General features: G+C 64.6%; 14 protein-coding genes. 1 reads left to right on the top strand and 13 read right to left on the bottom strand.

Annotation, left to right across the window (positions count from 1 at the left end):
• Nucleotides 1–9 precede the first annotated feature (9 nt).
• From DSM100688_RS06650 to DSM100688_RS06600, 11 genes are all read right to left on the bottom strand, one after another.
• The gene (locus tag DSM100688_RS06650; RefSeq protein WP_152358358.1) at nt 10–843 is read right to left on the bottom strand and encodes an ABC transporter ATP-binding protein; all 834 of its coding nucleotides are present in this window, start codon (nt 841–843) and stop codon (nt 10–12) included.
• Complete coding sequence (locus tag DSM100688_RS06645) at nt 840–1694, bottom strand: ABC transporter permease (protein WP_152358357.1); 855 nt, start codon at nt 1692–1694, stop codon at nt 840–842. The genes DSM100688_RS06650 and DSM100688_RS06645 overlap by 4 nt, the downstream gene beginning before the upstream one ends.
• Entirely contained in the window at nt 1691–2668 is a 978-nt protein-coding gene (locus DSM100688_RS06640) for an ABC transporter permease (protein ID WP_152358356.1), read from the bottom strand. The genes DSM100688_RS06645 and DSM100688_RS06640 overlap by 4 nt, the downstream gene beginning before the upstream one ends.
• Nucleotides 2669–2674: 6 nt before the next feature.
• The gene (locus DSM100688_RS06635) at nt 2675–4294 is read right to left on the bottom strand and encodes an ABC transporter substrate-binding protein (protein WP_152358355.1); all 1620 of its coding nucleotides are present in this window, start codon (nt 4292–4294) and stop codon (nt 2675–2677) included.
• A gap of 200 nt (nt 4295–4494) precedes the next feature.
• The gene (locus DSM100688_RS06630) at nt 4495–5166 is read right to left on the bottom strand and encodes an HAD family hydrolase (RefSeq protein ID WP_152358354.1); all 672 of its coding nucleotides are present in this window, start codon (nt 5164–5166) and stop codon (nt 4495–4497) included.
• Nucleotides 5167–5262: 96 nt separating this feature from the next.
• Nucleotides 5263–6165, bottom strand: a complete 903-nt coding sequence (locus tag DSM100688_RS06625) for an AraC family transcriptional regulator (RefSeq protein ID WP_163146790.1) — start codon at nt 6163–6165, stop codon at nt 5263–5265.
• Between the two features lie 110 nt (nt 6166–6275).
• Complete coding sequence (locus tag DSM100688_RS06620) at nt 6276–8585, bottom strand: beta-galactosidase (RefSeq protein ID WP_152358352.1); 2310 nt, start codon at nt 8583–8585, stop codon at nt 6276–6278.
• A gap of 180 nt (nt 8586–8765) precedes the next feature.
• Complete coding sequence (locus DSM100688_RS06615; RefSeq protein ID WP_204316648.1) at nt 8766–9593, bottom strand: carbohydrate ABC transporter permease; 828 nt, start codon at nt 9591–9593, stop codon at nt 8766–8768.
• Nucleotides 9594–9667: 74 nt separating this feature from the next.
• A complete protein-coding gene (locus DSM100688_RS06610) occupies nt 9668–10654 on the bottom strand; it encodes a carbohydrate ABC transporter permease (RefSeq protein ID WP_204316637.1) in 987 nt (328 codons plus the stop codon).
• A gap of 11 nt (nt 10655–10665) precedes the next feature.
• A complete protein-coding gene (locus tag DSM100688_RS06605) occupies nt 10666–11919 on the bottom strand; it encodes an ABC transporter substrate-binding protein (protein WP_152358351.1) in 1254 nt (417 codons plus the stop codon).
• A gap of 418 nt (nt 11920–12337) precedes the next feature.
• Nucleotides 12338–15685: a DUF5107 domain-containing protein gene (locus tag DSM100688_RS06600; RefSeq protein WP_152358350.1), complete on the bottom strand. Its 3348-nt coding sequence runs from the start codon at nt 15683–15685 to the stop codon at nt 12338–12340.
• Between the two features lie 218 nt (nt 15686–15903).
• On the opposite strand from DSM100688_RS06600, the gene DSM100688_RS06595 reads away from it, so the two are divergent.
• A complete protein-coding gene (locus DSM100688_RS06595) occupies nt 15904–16767 on the top strand; it encodes an AraC family transcriptional regulator (protein WP_163146791.1) in 864 nt (287 codons plus the stop codon).
• A gap of 136 nt (nt 16768–16903) precedes the next feature.
• On the opposite strand, the gene DSM100688_RS06590 is transcribed toward DSM100688_RS06595, so the two are convergent.
• Nucleotides 16904–17557, bottom strand: coding sequence for a peptide deformylase (locus DSM100688_RS06590; protein ID WP_152358348.1), 654 nt, complete (start codon nt 17555–17557; stop codon nt 16904–16906).
• A 54-nt stretch (nt 17558–17611) separates the two neighbouring features.
• A complete protein-coding gene (gene glmM / locus DSM100688_RS06585; RefSeq protein ID WP_152358347.1) occupies nt 17612–18997 on the bottom strand; it encodes a phosphoglucosamine mutase in 1386 nt (461 codons plus the stop codon).
• Nucleotides 18998–19006: the final 9 nt, after the last annotated feature.

Here is a 19006-nt window from a genome sequence, read left to right as displayed (position 1 = left end):
TCATCCCCATCATTCGGCGGTTGAGGACTCGGCGGTCAAGGGCGAGGCGGTCGAGAGCGCGGCGACCGGCGACGCGGCGGTCAGCGACAACGCGCGGGCCGCGGAAACGAGACGGACGGTCGCAGGAACGGCCGGCCGCGCAAGCAGGTCGGCGGTGGCACCGGAGTCGACGATCGCGCCATCGGCGAGCACGTAGCAGCGCGTGGTGGCGCGGGAGAGCACGGCGAAATCGTGGGTGATGAACAGCATGGACGCGCCGGCGTCGTCGACCAGCGAGACGAGCAGATCCACGATCTGCCGCTGAACGATCGAGTCGAGCGCGGTGGTCGGCTCGTCGGCGATGATGAATCGCGGCGACGTGATCAACGCGGTCGCGATGCCGACGCGCTGTTGCTGGCCGCCGGACAGCTGGTGCGGATACTTGCCCATCACGTCGCCCGGCAGGCCGACCTTGTCAAGCATCGCGCGCACGCGGTCGAGCCGTTCGGCGCGGTTCAGATCGTAGTGCAGCCGCAATGGCAGCGCGATCTGCTGGGCGACGGTCATCACCGGATTCAACGACGATCCCGGATTCTGGAACACCATGCCCACGTATCGGCCGCGCAGGTCGGCGACCGTCGCATCGTCCGCGCCGATGACCTGCCGATCGCCCAGCACAACCGAACCACTCACCGTCGCCTCGGCCGGCAACAGTCCCATAATCGCGCGGGAAATCATCGATTTGCCGGATCCCGACGACCCCACCAGACCGACGCGCTCCCCGCCGGCGATATCCATATCCACGTCCTGAATAATGGACGTCCCGCCGATCGCGACATGCAGTCCGCGAATCGCAACGCTCATCGACCACTCCTCTCTCGCAACGCCGGATTGGTCAATGGGTCGATCGCATCGCGCAATACGTCGCCGAAGACATTGAGCGCGACGACGACCACGGTGACGATCAGACCGGGCCACAATACCGTCAGCGGATACACGTTGATGAATTTGACCGATGTGGCGAGCGAGTGCCCCCAGCTCGGCACGCCCGACGGCACGCCGATGCCCAGATACGTGAGCCCGCTTTCCGCCAACACGGACGTGCCGGCCGACAGCGACAGCTGCACGAGCAGCACCGGCACGATATTCGGTACGATATGTCGCACGAAGATCCACCATCCGGACGCACCGTTGGACAACGCCGACTCGACGTACGACGATCGCGCGGCCAGCAGCGCGGCCGGACGCGCGACACGCGCCAGGTTCAGCCCGTACCCGAATCCGCAGGCGACGACGATCACGACGACCGACGCACCGAGCGGCACGGCGAGCATCAGCGCGAGCAGCACGGTCGGTATCGAGATCAGCGCGTCCACGATCACCACGGACACGACCGCGACCGTCGCCCGTCGTGCAACCATCGCGGCGACCAGCAGCAGTCCGAACACGGCGGCAACCAGCACCGTCAGCACCACGATCAGCAGATTCGTCCGCGACCCAGCCATCAGCCAACTGAACACATCCGCGCCGGTGCCGTCGGTGCCGAGCCAATGCGCGGCGGACGGCGTCGCCCACACATGGTAGCCGTCGGTCTCCAGCAGCGGCCGCGGCGTCCAGAACAAGGACACGCCGGCGACGATCAGCCACAAGCCGAGCACGACCAGCGCGAACCGGCCCTCGGCACGTCGCCACATGGCACGCAGCACCACCATCATGCGACCACCTCCGCAACGATATCGGCCGACGCGAGCCGCGGGTCGAGCGCACGGTGCAGCAGGTCGACGATCAGACCGACGGCCAGGAAGAACGAGGCGAGCATAAACAGTTCGCTTTGCACGGCGATCAGGTCGCGGTTGCCCACGTCGGTGACGAGGCCGGAGCCGATGCCGGGCAGCGCGAACAGATTCTCGATGACCATGACGCCGGTGATCATCTCCGCGAACGTCAGGCCGATCACCGACACGAGCTGCGGCGTGGCAAGGCGCAATCCGACGCGGATCACGGCCTGCCGGCGCATCATGCCGCACGCCATCGCCATGTCGATATGCCCGGAGGCCGCGATGTCGCCCAGCGACGAACGCGTGTAGCGCATGAGCGACGCGCCGACGATGATGCCGACCGACAGCGCCGGCAGCACCAGCGACCACAGCGCCTCCCCCGGCGCACCCCAGCCGTCCATCGGAAACCCCTGCGAGGGAAACAGGCCGATCAGGCCGGTGCCGCGAGAGAACAGCAGGATCAGCAACAGGCCGCCCCACAGCGCCGGGATAGCGCCGCCGATCAGGCCGACGATATGGAACGCGGCGCGGGCTGCGGACGAGCGCGCCAGCGTCGCCGCCACGCCGAGCGGAATGCCGATCAGACACGCGATCAGCAGACCAAGCACGATCAACGGGAACGTGATCGCCGCACGGCCGGCGACGAGCGACGTCACCGACCGTCCGGTCAGGATCGACGTGCCGAAGTCGCCGCGCAACAGCCCGCCAGCCCAGTCGACGTACTGGATGATCAACGGCCGGTTCAGTCCGAGCTGCTCGCGCAACGCCTCGACGCGCGACGCCGGCGAGTTGAGACCGGCCATCACCGACGCAACGTCGCCCGGCAGGATCCTGAGCGCCGCGAACACGACGACGGACACGCCGAACAGCGCGGCGACGAACAGCGCAAGGCGATGGATGACGAATCGCATGCGCGGCTACTTCGCGTAGGTGACGTCGTACAGCGGCAGCAGCGTCTGGTTGAGGTTGACCGGGAAGCCGGCCACGCCCTTCGCCCAGACGGTGGTGACGCGGTAGTTGAACAGCCAGTCGGCCGGCGCGTCCTCGGACACGAGTTTGGCGGCCTTGGCGAGCAACTCGTCGCGGCTGTCGTCGCTCGTCGCGGCGATCGCCTGCGCGTACAGCCGCTGTACCTCGGTGTTGTCGTAGTTGTAGTAGTACGTCGAGTCGGCCCACTGGTAGAAGTCGTGGCTTTCGTTGTGGTCGACGAGCGAAAGGTCATAGTCCTTGTTCGTGTACACGTCCTGCAGCCACGTGGAGAACTCGACGACGTTAACCTTGAGGTCAATGCCGATCTTGGCGAGCTGCGAGCGCAGCTGGTCGCCGAGTTCGGTGCCGTAGATGTTCGCATAGGTGAGGGTGAGCGTGAGCGGCTTGGCTTCGCTGTAGCCAGCTTCGGACATGAGCGCCTTGGCCTTGGCCTCATCGTGCGGATAGAGGCCGGTGAGGTCCTCGTAGCCGGGGTCGAGCGACGGGATCGGGCCGCCGAGCGCCTTGTCGGAACCGCCGCGCGAGGCGATGAGCTCCTCGTGGTCGATGGCGTAGCGGATGGCCTGGCGCACGCGCTTGTCGGCGGTGTTCTTGCCCTTCGAGTTGAACGCCAGCACGTATTTGTCAGTGTCGTCGCCGGCCTTGACGGTGTAGTGCGCGGCGTCCTTGGCGAACGGCGCGGCGAGGGTTTCGGTGATCGGCGCGAGGACCTGCACGGTGCCGGACTTGAGCGCGTTCACGGCCGCGTTGTCGTCGGCGAGGTACTTGACGACGACGGTCGCGGTCTTGGCCTTGTGCGTGCCCCAGTACTTCGGATTGGCCTTGAGCGTGATCGCATCGTTGACGACGAACTTGGCGACGGTGTACGGGCCGGAGCCGATCGCTTCGGTTTTCGCGTCGTACTTCGCGTCCTTGTCGAAGACGAGGCCGGCGCGGCCGGTGAGCGTCCACAGCAGGTTCGAGTTGGGCGTCGCGAGCGTGATCGTCACGGTGTTCGCGCCGTCGTCGGCGGTGACGGACTTGACCATGCTCAGGCTGTCGGCGTCGTGGTACTGGTTCTTGATGAGCTGGTTGATCGACCAGCTGACGTCCTCGGCGGTGAGCGCGTCGCCGTTGGAGAACGTCATGTGCTCGTTGAGATGGAACGTGTAGGTCAGGCCGTCCTTGGATTCGTCCCAGCTTTTCGCGATGGCCGGCACGACCTGGTTGTGCTCGTCGCGCGCGACGATGCCCTCGTACACGTTGCCGATGAGGATCTGGTCGAGCGCGGAGCCGGCCGTGGTGCGGATGTCGAGGTTCGTGGGGGCGAGTTTGAGGCCGATGGTGACGGTGTCGGCCGTGTTGTCGCCGCTGCCGACGACGGACGGATTGGTTGACGACTTCGGTTTGGCGAGATTTACGCCGATGATGATCGCGACGACGGCGATGACGGCCACGATGGCCCACAGCCACCAACGGCTGTTACGTTTCGTTGATTTCGCGCGGTTTTCAAGACTTGCGTCGGTGGTTGCGCCGGTCTGCCCGTGCGCACCAGTGTTGTCTGCCATGGTTCTTCCTCTTGAGTTATGCACTGTATATGATCAAACGGCTGGCCGCCCGCTGCCTGCGGGTCGGCTGCCGTCCGTCATTGTATCGCCGGGTGTCGGAACCGGCGCGACACGCCGATGATGTGATCACGACACGCTTGATGCATTGAGCGGATCAGCCCGATTCGAGGGTTTGCCCGAATGCATCAGGCGTGTCGTGATCACACCGCCGGCGTGTCGTCGCATCGGCGGAGTTCCCGCAGCGACGCGATCACCGGATACCCGGCGTCATGCGACAGCGGAACGCGCGCGCACGCATCAACACCGACGGCATGCGCCCCTGCCGCAAGCGCCGCAGTGATGCCGCTGACCGAGTCCTCGAAAACCAGACATTCCCGGGGCGACGCTCCCGCGAGCCATGCGCCGCGCAGGTACGGCGCCGGGTCCGGTTTGTGCGCGATGTCGTCGTCACCGCTGACGATGCCGACGAAGGAGGCATGCGGCGCGGCGTCGACGACGTGTTCGGCCAATGATCGCGGCGAGCCGGTGACCAATACCGAGGGGATGCCGCGCGACCGCAGTTCGGTCAACATGTCCCAGGCGCCCGGCGTCCACGGTACGTCGTCGCCGTACATGGCCGTGACGTCGGCCACCAGTCCGTCGATGATCGTCGCCGCGTCAAGCGACACCCCGGCATCCTGCAGTACCGCCGCGCATACCGGCAATGGCGCGGCCGTCATCTTCAGGCTCAGGTCGTCGCTCCACGGCACGCCGCATCGTTCGGCGCAATGCCGTTCGGCGGTCACCCACAGCGGATCGGAATCGACGAGCGTGCCGTCCAGATCCCAGAGCACGGCCTTCGGTGTGAACAAATCGTCGTCAATCATGCGCATGCTTTCACTGTATCGGCCGGCAGTCCGTCCATATCGTATGCGTCTGCCGAATCATGGGAAAAAATTGCCGTTCCGTTGCAAGCAAAACGGCAACGGTCATCGCACAGCCCGCGCCCGCTTGCGGTATTCGAGCGGCGAGACGCCCATGCGCTTCTTGAACGACGAGCAGAACACGGACGTGGTGGAGAACCCGCACGCCTCGCAGATCTCCTTGAGGCTCGTCTGCGCGTTGGCCAGCATGTACGTCGCCGCGTCGAACCGGGCCTGCATCACGTAGGCGTGCGGCGTATATCCGGTCTGCGCCTTGAACGCCCGGATGAACGTGTACTCGCCCATGTACGCTATGGCCGCCAGCTCGCCCACCGACAGCGGTTCGTCCAAATGCTGCGGAATATAGGCCATGACACGGCGCACGCCATCACGATCGGCACCCGCGCCGTCGCCATTGGCAGCGCCGCAGTCCGCGTCGTTTTCGAGCGCGAGGATCTCGCACAGCACATCGGTGATGTACTTGCCGAGCATCGGTTCGCACACGCGCTCGCCATTTTTGAAGATCTCATAGATGCGGGCCAGCTGGTTGAGCGCATACACCGGACTGCGCAGCGCGAACGCGACGCCGCGATGCTCGCGGATCGCCTCGTAATACGGCCGTGCCGCCTTGCCGTCGAAATGCATCCAAAGCACGTCACTGGGCTCCAGAGCCTGGTAATAGTGGTATTCGTAGCAGTCAAGCAGCACGAAGTCGCCGCCGGACGCGACGATTTCACGGTCTTTGGTGCGCACCAGCATCGACCCGTTGCGCAATACCATGATCAGGAAGCTGTCGAACCGCGTGCGTTCGGCGAGCAGGCCCTCCTCGTAGTGGAACAGGCCGGTCTGCAACGGGTAGAGGAACGTGTTGCGGGCGACGAGGCTGGGCGTGTGCACGTAGTAGTGGTAGTCGCCTCCCCACACCAGATGGGAGGCGACATCCGCATGCTCGATCTCGTTGATGTCCATCGACCCCGGCCTCCTCACCATGCGCGCTCACGTCATGCGACACGTTCAGTGTATCGCGGATGACGTGACCGTGACGGCGGGGAGGCCGGGGTCGCGGGTCGGATCTGGGGTCAGGACTTGCGCAGCGCGATCTCGTAGACCGGCTGTGCGGCCACGGAGCCGAGTTCGGCGATCTGCTCGTCGGCGTGCTCCATGCGGGCGGCCATCGGCGAGTCGACGTTCACGTTCACGCCCTTCTTGAGCGGCGTGATCACGAAGACCAGCCGGTTGCCGGCGGCGGCGACGCGGGCCGCGTTCTCCTTCATGCCGATCTCCCAGACGTCGCCGTTGCAGAAGTTGTCGTTGATGAGCTCCGCGTTGGCGAACATCCAGCCGATGTCGCCGGTGTAGCGCACCTGCAGCAGCACGTCCTTGAGATTCGCCCCGTCCATGAAGCCGTCCGGCAGGGTGATGGCGAACCGTTGCGCGCTGAGCCGTTCGACGGCAGGTTCGACGGTCTTGCCGGCGAGCGTGACCGTCGTCGTGCCGAGTCCGTCATGTCCGCTAGCCGACTGCGCAACATCAGTCTGCGCACCGTCCACGACCGTGAGATAGCCGGCCGGATAGGTCGACACCGTGATCTCGCTATCGCGCGATTCGACCTTGAACGTGTCGCCGTCGCGGAACAGCGCGCCCGGGGCGAACGCGAGCGCCTCGCCGTCGATCACGGTCATCTCGTCGGCTTTGGCGCGGCAGACCACCACGATGTCGATCGTCGTGCCGTGCTTGGTCACGGTGAAGGTCTGGAAGTCGGCCGCGTCGTCCACGTCGAGCATGTCGCCATCCGCGAAACGCAGCCACGCCTTGCCCATGCCGTCGGGACGCATGAAGACGAACGCGCGACGGTCGGCACCGGGCAGCGTGATCGCGGTGACGGGCTGCACGGTGGCCGCTTCGAGCATGACGCCGTCGAGGTCCATGTTGAACGGCAGCACGCAGTTCTCTTCGGGAGCGAGGCCGATGCCCTCGAACGTGACGGTCCGGCCGTCCGCCAGCGTGATCGTCAGCGTCTCGTCCCGCTTGGCTTCGGTCGTGTCGTGGTCCTGGAAGTTGTTGAGGAACACGAAGCCGCTCGTGCCGTCGGTACGGATCGCGTACCGCAGATCGGTGCGGTTGTCCGGCGTGATGCCCTGCTGGTCGGATGGGATCACCACGTCCATCGGCACGAACCGGTCGGCGAACGTGGAACCGAAGTAGTGCAGCGTCTTCATGCGGCCGTACGATTCGCGCACCTGGCCGAACTCGCCGAGGCCGGCCTGGTAGTCGTACGATTTCTTCGGCACCTGGCCTTCGTTGAGATAGACGCCGTCGCCGGTCGGGTTGGTGCCGCCGTGGTACATGTAGTAGCCGAGGAAGTTGCAGCCGGATCCCATCTTGATGTTGGTCATCGCGTCGACGGACTTCATCGGCAGCACGAACCGGTAGTTGTACGAGTTGGTCATGCCGCCGCCCATCTCGCAGCAGGCGTACGGCTTGTCTTCCGGCTGGTAGCTCGGGTCGAACTCGTCGTTGCGCGGGCAGTCGTTGGCGTGGAAGTCGCGGTACAGGTATTCGTCGGTCTTCGGATGGTCGCCGCCGTGCGCGTAGAACAGCCACGGCCGGTAGGCGTAGCCGCCCCACAGCGGCAGCACGTCGTCGGGGACCGGGGCGCCGCCCCAGCCGGTGGCCGTGTAGAATGGCACGTTGATGCCGACCTCGTGGGCGATGCCGCGCAGCGCCTCCAGATAGGCGATGCCGTCGGAGCCGCCGGGCACCCATTCGTGGGAGATGCCGGTGGTCATCTCCCACGGGGCGGACGAGTGCATGTACTCGTTGTCGAGCTGCGCGCCGATGATCGGGCCGCCCTGATCGAACAGCAATCCGTCGACCTGCTCGAAGATCTTCGTGTACAGTTCGCGCACTTCGGCGAGCCAGCCGGCATCGAGCGAACGGGCCTCGTAGTCCTTGCCGTACACCCAGTCGGGCACACCGCCGTTGCGCACCTCGCCGTGGTCGAACGGGCCCATGCGCAGGATCATGTACATGCCGTGCTTGGCGCACAGTTCGGTGAAGCGGCGCAGGTTGCGCGAGCCGGTGAAGTCCCAACGGCCCTCACGCTCCTCGTGATGGTTCCAGAACACGTAGTTGGCGATGACGTTCACGCCGCCGGCCGCGCATTTGGCCAGTTCGTCGTCCCAGCGGGACTCGTCCATGCGGGAGAAGTGGAATTCGCCGCTGACGCCGAAGAACGGCTTGCCGCCCACGGTCATGTAGTAGTTGGTGAAGTCGATCGCGGTGCCGTCGGGGTCGACGTTGCGTGTGCGGTCGACGATGTCGAACGGACGGATGTCGCGTTTGCGGAACGTGGTCAGGTCGACGACGTGCTGGTTGTTGTGGGACATGTGATAAGTACCTTTCGAATGATTGACGTGGACGGCGGGGCGGACTGTTCGCTTAACGGCCCGCCTCCGGCCCTGCAATTACGGACCTCGCTACGCTCGGGCTCAATGCTGCCTTCGCTCGGCTATCGCCTCGCTCAGGCTGACGCTACGAACAGTCCACCGGACTGTTCGCTTAACGCGTCAGCCCTTAACCGACCCGGCGACCAGGCCGGCGACGATCCACTTCTGGCAGAAGATGAAGAACAGGAACACGGGGATGAGCGCGATGGTGGTGATGGTCATGAACAGCGGCCAGTTGGTGCTGAACTGGCCCATGGCGTTGAACACCTGCAATACGAGCGTCTGCTTTTCGGTGGAGGAGATGTAGATGTTCGGCGTCATGAAGTCGTTCCAGGTCCACATGGTCTCGAACACCACCACGGTGACGAGGATCGGGCGGATGAGCGGCAGTACGATCTGCCAGAAGATGCGCAACGGTCCCGCGCCGTCCAGTCGCGCCGCCTCGAACAGTTCGCCCGGCAGTCCGCGCATGTACTGCACGATGAGGAAGTAGCAGAACGTGGCGCCGCCCAGGTACAGCACGATCAGGCCGAGCAGCGTGTCCACCAGGCCGAACTGCGCCTCCATCTTGTACTGCGGGATGAGCAGCGTCTGGCCGGGGATGACGAACGAGAGCATGAGGAACGCGCCGATGCCGGCGGTGAGCCTGCTGCGCTTGAGCACCATGCCGTAGGCGGCGAGCGCGCCGATGATGACCATGAAGAACACGCCCACGACGGTCACGATCAGCGTGTTGATGGTGGCCCGCACGACCGGCAGGTTCTCCAGCGCGTACGTGTAGTTCTCGAGGGTGGGGTGCGCGGGCAGGCCGAACGGGTCGGCGGCCATGTCGCCCGAGTTCTTGAAGGTGTTGACCACCACGACGTACAGGGGCACGGCGCAGATCAGGGCGAGGGCGATGACCACGACGGAGCGGATGGCGGAGCGAATGCGTTCGCGCTGGCTCATGGTCAGTCCGCGGGAGGTTCCGTTGCGTGATGCGCGGGAGGTTCCGTTGCTCGATGCGGATGATGTTGCGACACTCATGACAGCCTCTTTTCGATACCGTTGGTGACGACCTGCTGCAGAGCCACGAGGATCACGCAGCACAGGAAGAACATGACGCCGAGCGCCGAGCCGACGCCGTAGCGGCCGGAGCCGATGCCGGTGACGATGATGGATTGGGTGACGGTGTAGGTCGCGTGGCCGGGGCCGCCCGTGGTGAGGGTGAACGGCAGATCGTAGACCTTCAGGCCGCCGGTCAGCAGCATGAAAATGGAGACGCCCATCGCGGGCACCATCTGCGGCAGGGTGATGTGCGCGAACTGCTGGCCGCGGGACGCGCCGTCCACAGACGCCTGCTCGTACAGGTCGGCGGGGATGGCCTGCAGGTAAGCGAGGTACAGGGTGGCGTGCCAGCCGATCTGGACCCACACGGCGATGAAGATCACGCAGCCTTTGGCGAGCGTCGGGTCGGACAGCCACGGCACCGGCGCGATGCCGAGCTTGCCGAGCAGCGTGTTGACCGCGCCCGTGCCGAGCGGGGAGAAGATGTACTGCCAGACCAGGCCGAGAACGGCCATCGACGGCACGGAAAAGAAGAAGAACAGGGAGCGGGCGAAGTTGCGTCCGAAGAACTTGCGGTTGAGAGTCACGGCGAGCGGCAGGGCGATGGCCGTGATGAGCACGGTGGTGGCGATGGTGTACAGCATCGTGAACCCGAGGCCGGCGAGCAGCGTCTGGTCGGCGAAGATCGTCCGATAGTTGGCCAGTCCGACGAACGAGGCGTTGGCGAAATCGTATCCGTCGTAGTCGGTGAGGCTGAAGACGATGCTCTGCGCGAACGGGATGAGCACGATGATGATGTACACCGCCAGCAGCGGCAGGAGGAACTGGACGGAAGTCAGGTTCTCCATGAAGTTGCGGTGCCGGCGGTCCTTGGCGTGCGCGGCTTCGAGATCCGAGTCCAAGGCCCGGACCAGGGCCGCCGCGCGGTTGGATGCGGCGGCCAGTACGGTTGCGGTTGTCATGGCGATCACCTTCAGGACAGCGTCTTGAGCTTGGCGTCGAGGTTGGCGGTGGCCTGCGCCGGGCTGATGGAGCCGAGCGCCACCTGCTGCAGCTGGGAGAAGGTCTCGGCGCGCAGGGCGCTGCGTCCGGTGGAAGGCCAGCCGAGCGTGTTGAGGTAGATGTTGCCGGTCTTCAGGTACAGGTCGTACGGTTCGGTGAACGTCTCGTCGATGTCCGGCGTGTAGTTCTTGGTGGCGGGGATCAGGCCGAGGCTGCTTTGCAGGATCTTGAGGCCGTCCTCGGAGGAGATGAAGTCGAGGAAAGCTTCGGCCGCCTTGAGCTTCTTGCCGTCGATCTTGGCGTTGATGGCGTAGCCGGAGTCGGCGGCGCCGGGCGCGAACGGGGTGTCGCCCGTGTGCAGCATCGGCATCCTGCCGAACGCGAAGTTGAGGCCGGCGTCCTTGAACGTCTTCACATCCCAGTAGCCGGACGGCATCACGGCCAGTCGGCCAGCGGCGAATTCGGAGCGCACCTGGTCGTCGGCGAGTCCGGTGACTTCGGAGCCCATCACGCCGGCGTCGAACAGCTTGGCCCATTCCTTGTAGTACTTGGTGTAGCTCTTGGCGAAGGTGGAGTCGCCGTCGCCGATCTGCTGGTCGATGCTCTTGGATTGCTTGGAGGAATCATAGCCGATCCAGCCTTCCACGAGCGCGCCGAGGCCGGCCTTGGGCTCGAGGTAGGGCTTGTCGACGCCGGCGTCTTTGAGCTTCTTGAGCATCTCGATGAACTCGTCCCAGGTTTCGGGAATCGTGTCGTATCCGGCCTTGGCCAGCAGGTCCTTGTTGTAGGCGTAGGCGTTCGACCATGCGGTCACGGACATGCTGTAGACCTTGCCGTCCACGGTGGCCTGGGCCTTGTTCGTGTCGCCGATGCGGTCCATGAACGGCTCGTCGGTCAGGTCCTTGGCCACATGGTTCTTCACCAGGTCGCTGAGCTGTTCGGGCGGGGCCACGTAGACGTCGGCGAGCTTGCCGCCGGAGATGCGCGTCTGCAATGTCTGCTGGTAGCCGGCCTGCGCGCCGTTGGTGGTGCTGAACTTGATCTTGACGTCCGGATTGGCTTTCTCGAACGCGTCGATCAGCGGCTGGTACAGGTCCTGCGTGTTGTTGGCGAAGAACGACAGTTCCGTTTTGCCGGACGCCGTGCCCGATCCGCAAGCTGCGAGGGACGCGACCATTGCGATTGCGGCACCGGCGCCGATCGCGGTTGTCCATGTGTGCTTCATGATGGCTCCTTTCATCAGAGCATGTGCGCACTGATTACCTTGTGCGACCATGCCGAAGGTGTGGGTACAATCACCGCGACCGTCGAACTGCTTCGTTCGGTTCGTCGCTGTGTTTTGTTGATACCATCCTATGGCCTGTTTTGCTTGGTATGTCACCATAAATTGCCGAGAGATAGAGATTTATTGCTCTCGCTGTGACGTTGTTGTGATGTTGATCGATAACGTTGGAGCGGCGACGGCAGCAGCGTCGATCACCATATCCCCTACCGCTGCACACGACGGCACGCGACAAACGCACAACGACGAGTGGCGGTTTTCTCTCGCCGACCGATCGGTCGGCGAGAGAAAACCGCCACTCGTCGCGTCCTGCGCAATCACCGTAGGATCAGCACAGGATCAGCGCAGGTCCGCCGCAAGATCAGAGCACGTGCCGGCTGCCGATCTCGTCGGCGAACAGGTTCGCCTGGATGTGGCTCGGATCGAGCGCAAGCGCATCATCAAGGAAGCGCGCGGCCGCCTCGCGATCGCCGGTGCCGATGTTGGCCAGGCCCATCAGGTACAGGCAGTGGATGCGGTTCATCTTCGTGTAGTCGTTCTCGAAGATGAGGAAGTCGGGCAGCGAGACGGCGAAGTAGTCGATCTTGACCTGGTCGTCGAGATGCTGCTCACCGTAGTCGAGCAGTCGGTAGAACCGCGCGTTGGCCGGCCCCTCCTCGCCGAGCGCCGCGTGGGCGAGTCCCTGGAACAGGATCATCTCGGCCGGCTGGTCGTTGTAGTACATCGCGCCCTTTACCTCGTCGGGGCCGATCGTCGCCTGCCGGAATTCGGCACGTGCGGCAGTCTCGTCGCCGAGGTGGCGTTCCGTCACGCCGAGCCAGTAGTGGATGTCATTGTCCTTCTGCCCTTCGAGCTTGCCCTCGCCGAGGTTCTCCGGGTAGACGAGCGCCTTCACGAGCAGTTCCTTGGCCTTCGTCCAGTCGCCGGCGGCCATCGCGTCCTTGGCGAGCAGGGTGAGCGCGATGCGGTACTGCGCGGTGATCTTGCCTTCGCCGCCCTCCCACGGGTGGAATCGACGCCGGCCCATCAGCTCGTACGCCTTCGCGTAGTTGCCGGTGAGATTGAGCACGGTCAGGTATTCGATGTACAGGTCGTCGCGTTCGGCCACTACGTCGAGATGCCGCTCAAATTCGGCAAGCCGCTGCGCGTACGTCCAGCCGATCTTGCGGTGCAGCTGATCGGTTTCGAGGAACACGCGTGCGTCCGACTCGTCGAGCGCGTAGGCCTGTTCGATCTCACGCTGCGCGGCCGCCGCGTCGCCCCGCTTGTTGTAGTAGGCGAGCGCGAGGTTGCGGTGCACGGTCGGGAAACCCGGATCGAGGTCGCGCGAACGTTCCCACAGGGCGATCGCGCGGTCGGCGAGCGTCTTGTCATAGTACAGGCAGCCGAGATAGTACGGCGCCTTGGCGCCGTTCACGGACTTGATCGCGGCCTCGAGCGGCGCGATGTCCTCCAGCTTGTTCGGGAAGCAGTAGTCGCTCGGCGCGGCCTCGGCGGCCTCGAACGCGGCATGGGACTCCTCGTCGCGGCCAAGCTGCGCGAGATAGTAGCCCTCGTAGTACTTGACCATCGGCTTCGACTGGTCGGCCTCGCCGAGCAGTGCGAGCGCCTCGTCGTACGCGCCGAACAGCGCGTAGTCGCGGGCGGCCTGCAGGTAGTTCTCGTGGAATCCTCGCATGAGTCCCGTCAGTTCGGCCGGGTTCGCGCCGGCGATCACGCGTTCGTTGCCGGACACGAAGTCGAATTCGTCGATCTTCAGGTTCTCGGCGAGCGCCGCCGCGGCGTCGTCGTCACGTCCCAGCTTGCGCAGCACGTAGGCGCGCAGGCCGCGGGCCTTGATGTTCATCGTGTTGCGGGTGAGCGCGTTGTCCACGTATTCGAGCGCGTCCGCGAAGTCGCCTCGGCGGGCGGCGATCGCGGCCATGTAGAAGAACGCGCGTTCCTTCTGCGCATCGTCCCAGGTGGCCTTGAAGAACGCGTCGAACGCCTTGTCGAAGTCGCCTTGGTAGAACAGGTCGAGGCCGAGGTTGTAGTGCGGCTCGCTGTCGTACGGCTGCGTGTTGTGCTTGGTCAGGCGTGTGATCGCGGCGCGGAAGTATCGTTCGGCGCCCGCGAAGTCGCCGCGGCGCAGCAGCAGTCGGCCGTAGGCGTTGTTGATGCGCGCGTCGAGCGGGTCGCGCTTGAGGCCTTCGAGATAGTACGGGTCGGGCAGGTAGGTGGCGTGACGGTACTGCTCGAGGTGCGTGCCGGCGAGGAACAGTTCCTCGTTCGTGGCGATCTTGGCCGGTTCGTCGGCGGCCTTGGCCGGCTCGGGCAGTTTGTCGATTGTCTTCGGCTGCGGCGTGTAGTCGATGAGGACCTTGCCGTTCGCGTCGGTCACGGTCGCGGTGATGTCGGTCGGCTTCGCGTCGCCGGTGTCGAATGCGGCGCGCACGATGTCGTTCGGGCTGATCGTGCCAACGTACTCGTACAGCGTCGCGCCGGTGCGGTCGTCGGTGACGGTGACGTGCGCGTGCTCGTACACGCTCGTCGCGTACACGGTGACGCGGCCCTGGCCGGCGGCCAGTCCCTGCGCTTCGATGCCCTCGGTCTCGCCGGCCGCGCCGAACGTGTCCTGCGGTCCGATCTCGAGGTTCACGGCCGCGTTGATCGATGCGTTCTTGACCTGGCCCACGCCCTTGTACGGCATGAAGTACTGGGTGAACGTCTTGCCTTCGTACGGCTTGAGCCAGGTGAAGTCGGGCTGGTTGTCGGTGAACACGCCGGTCATGAGCTCGACGTACGGGCCGTTCGCGTCGGTGAGGTTCCTGTCCCAGGCGCGGCCGAAGTCGCCGTTGCCCCAGGTCCACTGCTTCTTGCCGGGGCTGACGTGGTGGTCGGCCACGTGCAGGATGCCGGCGCCGACGCCGAAGTCGTAGCCGCCGACGAAGTTGTAGTCGGAGTGCGCGGCCATGTAGCTGGTCGGAACCGGCACGTTCTTGTAGCGGCCGATGTCGACGCCTTCGGAGTAGTCGTGCTTGTAGTAGGTGCCGGTGGCGATCGGGTAGCGCGAGACGTCGCGCTTGCCGTGGTCCATGACGGCGGTCACGTCCGGCGGCATCACGGTCTTGGTGTGCTCGTTGACCGGGACGGCCGGGTTGGCCCACCACAGGAAGGTCTGCGGCAGCGCGGTGCCGTTGTACAGCTGCGCGGTGATCTCGATGTACGCCTTGCCGGGGTGCAGCGCGATCTTGGTGATCACCTGCGTGCCGTACATCTGGTCGGTGTCGTGGCACAGCACGGCCTTGCCGCCGTCGGGCAGGTCCTCGACCTTGTAGTCGACCGGCAGGTACGTGGTCGGGCGGTGGTGCTGCGGCCAGTTGAATTCGATGCCGCCGGAGATCCACGGTCCGGTCAGGCCCACAAGCGCCGGCTTGATGACGTCGTTGCGGTAGACGAAGTCGTAGCCGTTGGTCTTGTCCTTCGCGTACTGGATGCGGCCGCCGAGTTCCGGCAGCACGGTCACTTCGAGGTATTCGTTCTCGATGATGACGGCCTTGTAGTCCTTGTCGCGCTTGACGTCGCTGATCGTTTCGATGACCGGGTACGGGTAGACGCGGCCCGAGCTGCCCTGATAGACGCGCTTTTCGATGAACTCCGGGTTCTTGTCCGCCGCGCCGATCTCGTAGGTGGGGATCGTGATGACGGTGTCCTTGATGCTCACTGCCATAGTGTGCTCCTTCATTGGAACTTCGTGGGGAACTGTGCGGTCTTGCGACCATCACATTCGTAATTTATTGATTACTTGCTTACAGACTACGGCTGATTTTTCGGTATATTTAGAGTTTTCTTGCTTGCAGATATGAAAAAATTGCGGTTACAGAAATGGTTGCGGACTGCTATGATGAAACCGTTGCCCAGCATCATCGACGACGAAAACGAGCCATCATGAAACCAGCCGAACACGGTATCCGCAATCAGGGATCGGAGTTCTATATCTACACGCCCAGTAAAACGGCGTTGCAGACATTTCTGTATCCGCTGCGCGTCGGCCTGTTCCGTTACGAGGCCGGCTACCGTCAGGAACGCAGTTCGTTCGACAGCTTTCTGCTGATGGCCATCCGTTCCGGATCATTTGATATCACCACCGAACAGGGCACGCATCATGCCGGCAAAGGCGATTTCGTGCTGCTCGACTGCTACCGGCACCATTCATATGGCACCGACGAAGACAGCGACGTGCTGTGGCTGCATTTCGACGGCACGATGGCCCGCGCGTACTTCGATCTGATCGACGGCAAGCTCGGCACCGTGTTCTCGCTCAAGGACCCGGCCTACGTGCTGAACCGTCTGACCGCCATTTACGATGTGTTCCACGCCGCCTCGCGCATTAGCGAACCGGGCATGTCGAAATACATCACCGACATCCTCACCGAATTCGCGGTGGCGGCGGCCGACAGCGCCACGTCCCAGCAGCGTCAGCCGTATGCGATCGAGGACGTGCTCACCTATATCGCCGGCCATCTGAGCGAGCCGCTGCCGATTGACGAGCTGGCCGCACGCGCGTACATGAGCGAATACCATTTCATCCGCGTGTTCAAAAAAGAGACCGGCTACACGCCGCATGCCTATATCGTGGACGCGCGCATGCACGCCGCGAAATACCTGCTCATCAACTCCGACATGCCGTTGAAGCAGCTGTGCGACGAATGCGGGTTCACCGACACGAGCACGTTCTGCGCGGCGTTCAAACGCAAAAACGGTATGTCACCCATCGAATTTCGCCGGCAGGGCGAGCTGCGGCAGCTCTGACCGGCGGGTGTGATGCGCGACACGCCGATGGGGTGCGCACGACACGCTAGATGCATTGAGCGGATCGGTCTGATTCCTGGTTTGGGGAATATGCATCTAGCGTGTCGTGCGCACATCATCGGCGTGTCGCCGTGCCTTATAGCGCGAAACCGAGCTCCTCGGCCGCCTCGGTCGGCACCGGATCGTCTGCCCACAGGTCCTCGAGGTTCTCGGTGGTGGCGAGGGATCGGATCTCGGCCTTGTCGATGTACAGCTCACCGCTCAGATGATCGGTCTCGTGCTGGAAGATGCGGGCCGGCCAGCCGTGCAGATGCTCCTCGTGCTGCTTGCCGTCCTCGTCCTGCCAGCGGGCGGTGATGTCGAGCCAGCGCTTGCGTACGGCCTGGTAGCCGTCGAAGCTCAGGCAGCCTTCGTAGAAGCTGCGGGTCTCCTCGCCGATCGGCTCGTAGCTGGGGTTGATGATGACGTGGAACGGGAATTCGCCGATCTCGCGCGGATCGTCCTCGTCGTCGCGGATATGGTCCTCGACGACGGCGAGCGCAAGGCCGAGGCCGATCTGCGTGGCGGCCAGGCCGACGCCGGGCGCCTCGAGCATGGTCGTGTGCATCGTGTCGATGAGCTTGTCGAGCGTCTTGCGGCTCAGCTGGCCGGCGTAGGCGACGGTCTGCTGGCGCAGGACGGGTTCGCCGGCCTGCACGATCGGCAGGATGTGCTCCTTGCCGCCGGTTTTGATGAGCTGTTCGACGTCGCGGTTGAGGGCGATGTCGACTTTGGAGTTCTTTCCAAACATGATGGTACGTGGTTCCTTGTATATGGGACTTATGCGGGACTGTGAGGGGCGGGTTTACAGTGCGAGTTCCTCGGCCACAACGGCGGCGAGGCGGGCGCAGACCTCGTCGGCCTGCTGCTGGGTGGCGGCTTCGGCCATGACGCGCACGAGCGGTTCGGTGCCGGACGGGCGCAGCAGCACGCGGCCGGTGTCGCCGAGCAGCTGCTCCTCACGTTCGACGGCGGCCTGGACCTTGGCGTTCGTGGAAGCGGCCATCTTGTCGACGTTCGGCACGTTGACGAGCTGCTGCGGCAGCTGCGGGAAGTCAGCGGCGAGCTCCTTGAGGCTCTTGCCGGACTGCACGACCTCGTTGCACAGGGTGAGCGCGGTGAGCGTGCCGTCGCCGGTGGTGGCGAACTCGCGGTTGATGACGTGGCCGGACTGCTCACCGCCGAGCGAATAATTGCCGCGCAGCATCTCCTCGAGGACGTAGCGGTCGCCGACGGCGGTCTGCACGGTCTTGATGCCCATGTCCTTGAGCGCGAGCTTGAGGCCGAGGTTGCTCATGACGGTCACGACGAGCGTGTCGTGGTTGAGCTTGCCGGCGCGCTTCTTGGCGCGGGCGAGGATGCCCATGATCTGATCGCCGTTGACCATGGTGCCGTCCTCGTCCACGGCGAGGCAACGGTCGGCGTCGCCGTCGAACGCGACGCCCATCACCGCGTCGGTGGCCTTGACCATGGCCTGCAGCTGCTCGGGATGGGTGGAACCGGCGTGCTTGTTGATGTTGTAGCCGTCCGGCGAGGCGTTGATGACGATGACCTCGGCGCCGGCGCGGCGCAGGGCTTCGGGGGCAACCACGGATGTGGCGCCGTTGGCGCAGTCGGCCACGATCTTGAGGCCCTTGAGCGGCTTGGGCTGGACCTTGTCGGCGCCGATCGGCGCGATCGTGGAGACGAGGTGGTTGATGTACAGGTCGGTGGCGGTCTTGGTGTCGTGGCTGATGCGGCCGACGCCGGCACCGGTCGGACGCTCCCAGTCCTGGCCGAGCACGGCCTCGATCTCGTCCTCCTTGCTGTCGGGCAGCTTGAAGCCGCCACGGGCGAAGAACTTGATGCCGTTGTCGGGCATCGGGTTGTGAGAGGCGGAGATCACGGCGCCCATCTCGACGTTGAGCACGGAGGTCAGGTAGGCGACGCCCGGCGTGGGGATGATGCCCGCGTCGATCACGTCGAAGCCACCCGCGGACATACCTGCGGAGAGCGCGGCGGACAGGAAGTCGCCGGACACGCGCGTGTCGCGGCCGACGAGCGCACGGCGACGGCCCTCCGGCTGGTCGTCCTTCGTGCCGGAGTCACCCAGCACACGCACGGCGGCGTCGCCCAGATCGAGCGCCAGCCGTGCCGTCAGGTCCTTGTTCGCCAATCCGCGAACGCCATCGGTTCCGAACATACGTGGCATATCGTTACT

The sequence above is a fragment of the Bifidobacterium ramosum genome (genome assembly GCF_009299505.1).
Classification (GTDB): Bacteria; Actinomycetota; Actinomycetes; order Actinomycetales; family Bifidobacteriaceae; genus Bifidobacterium; species Bifidobacterium ramosum.
Note: the sequence above shows the minus strand (reverse complement) of the source record. Positions and strands in the feature narration are given on the sequence as shown.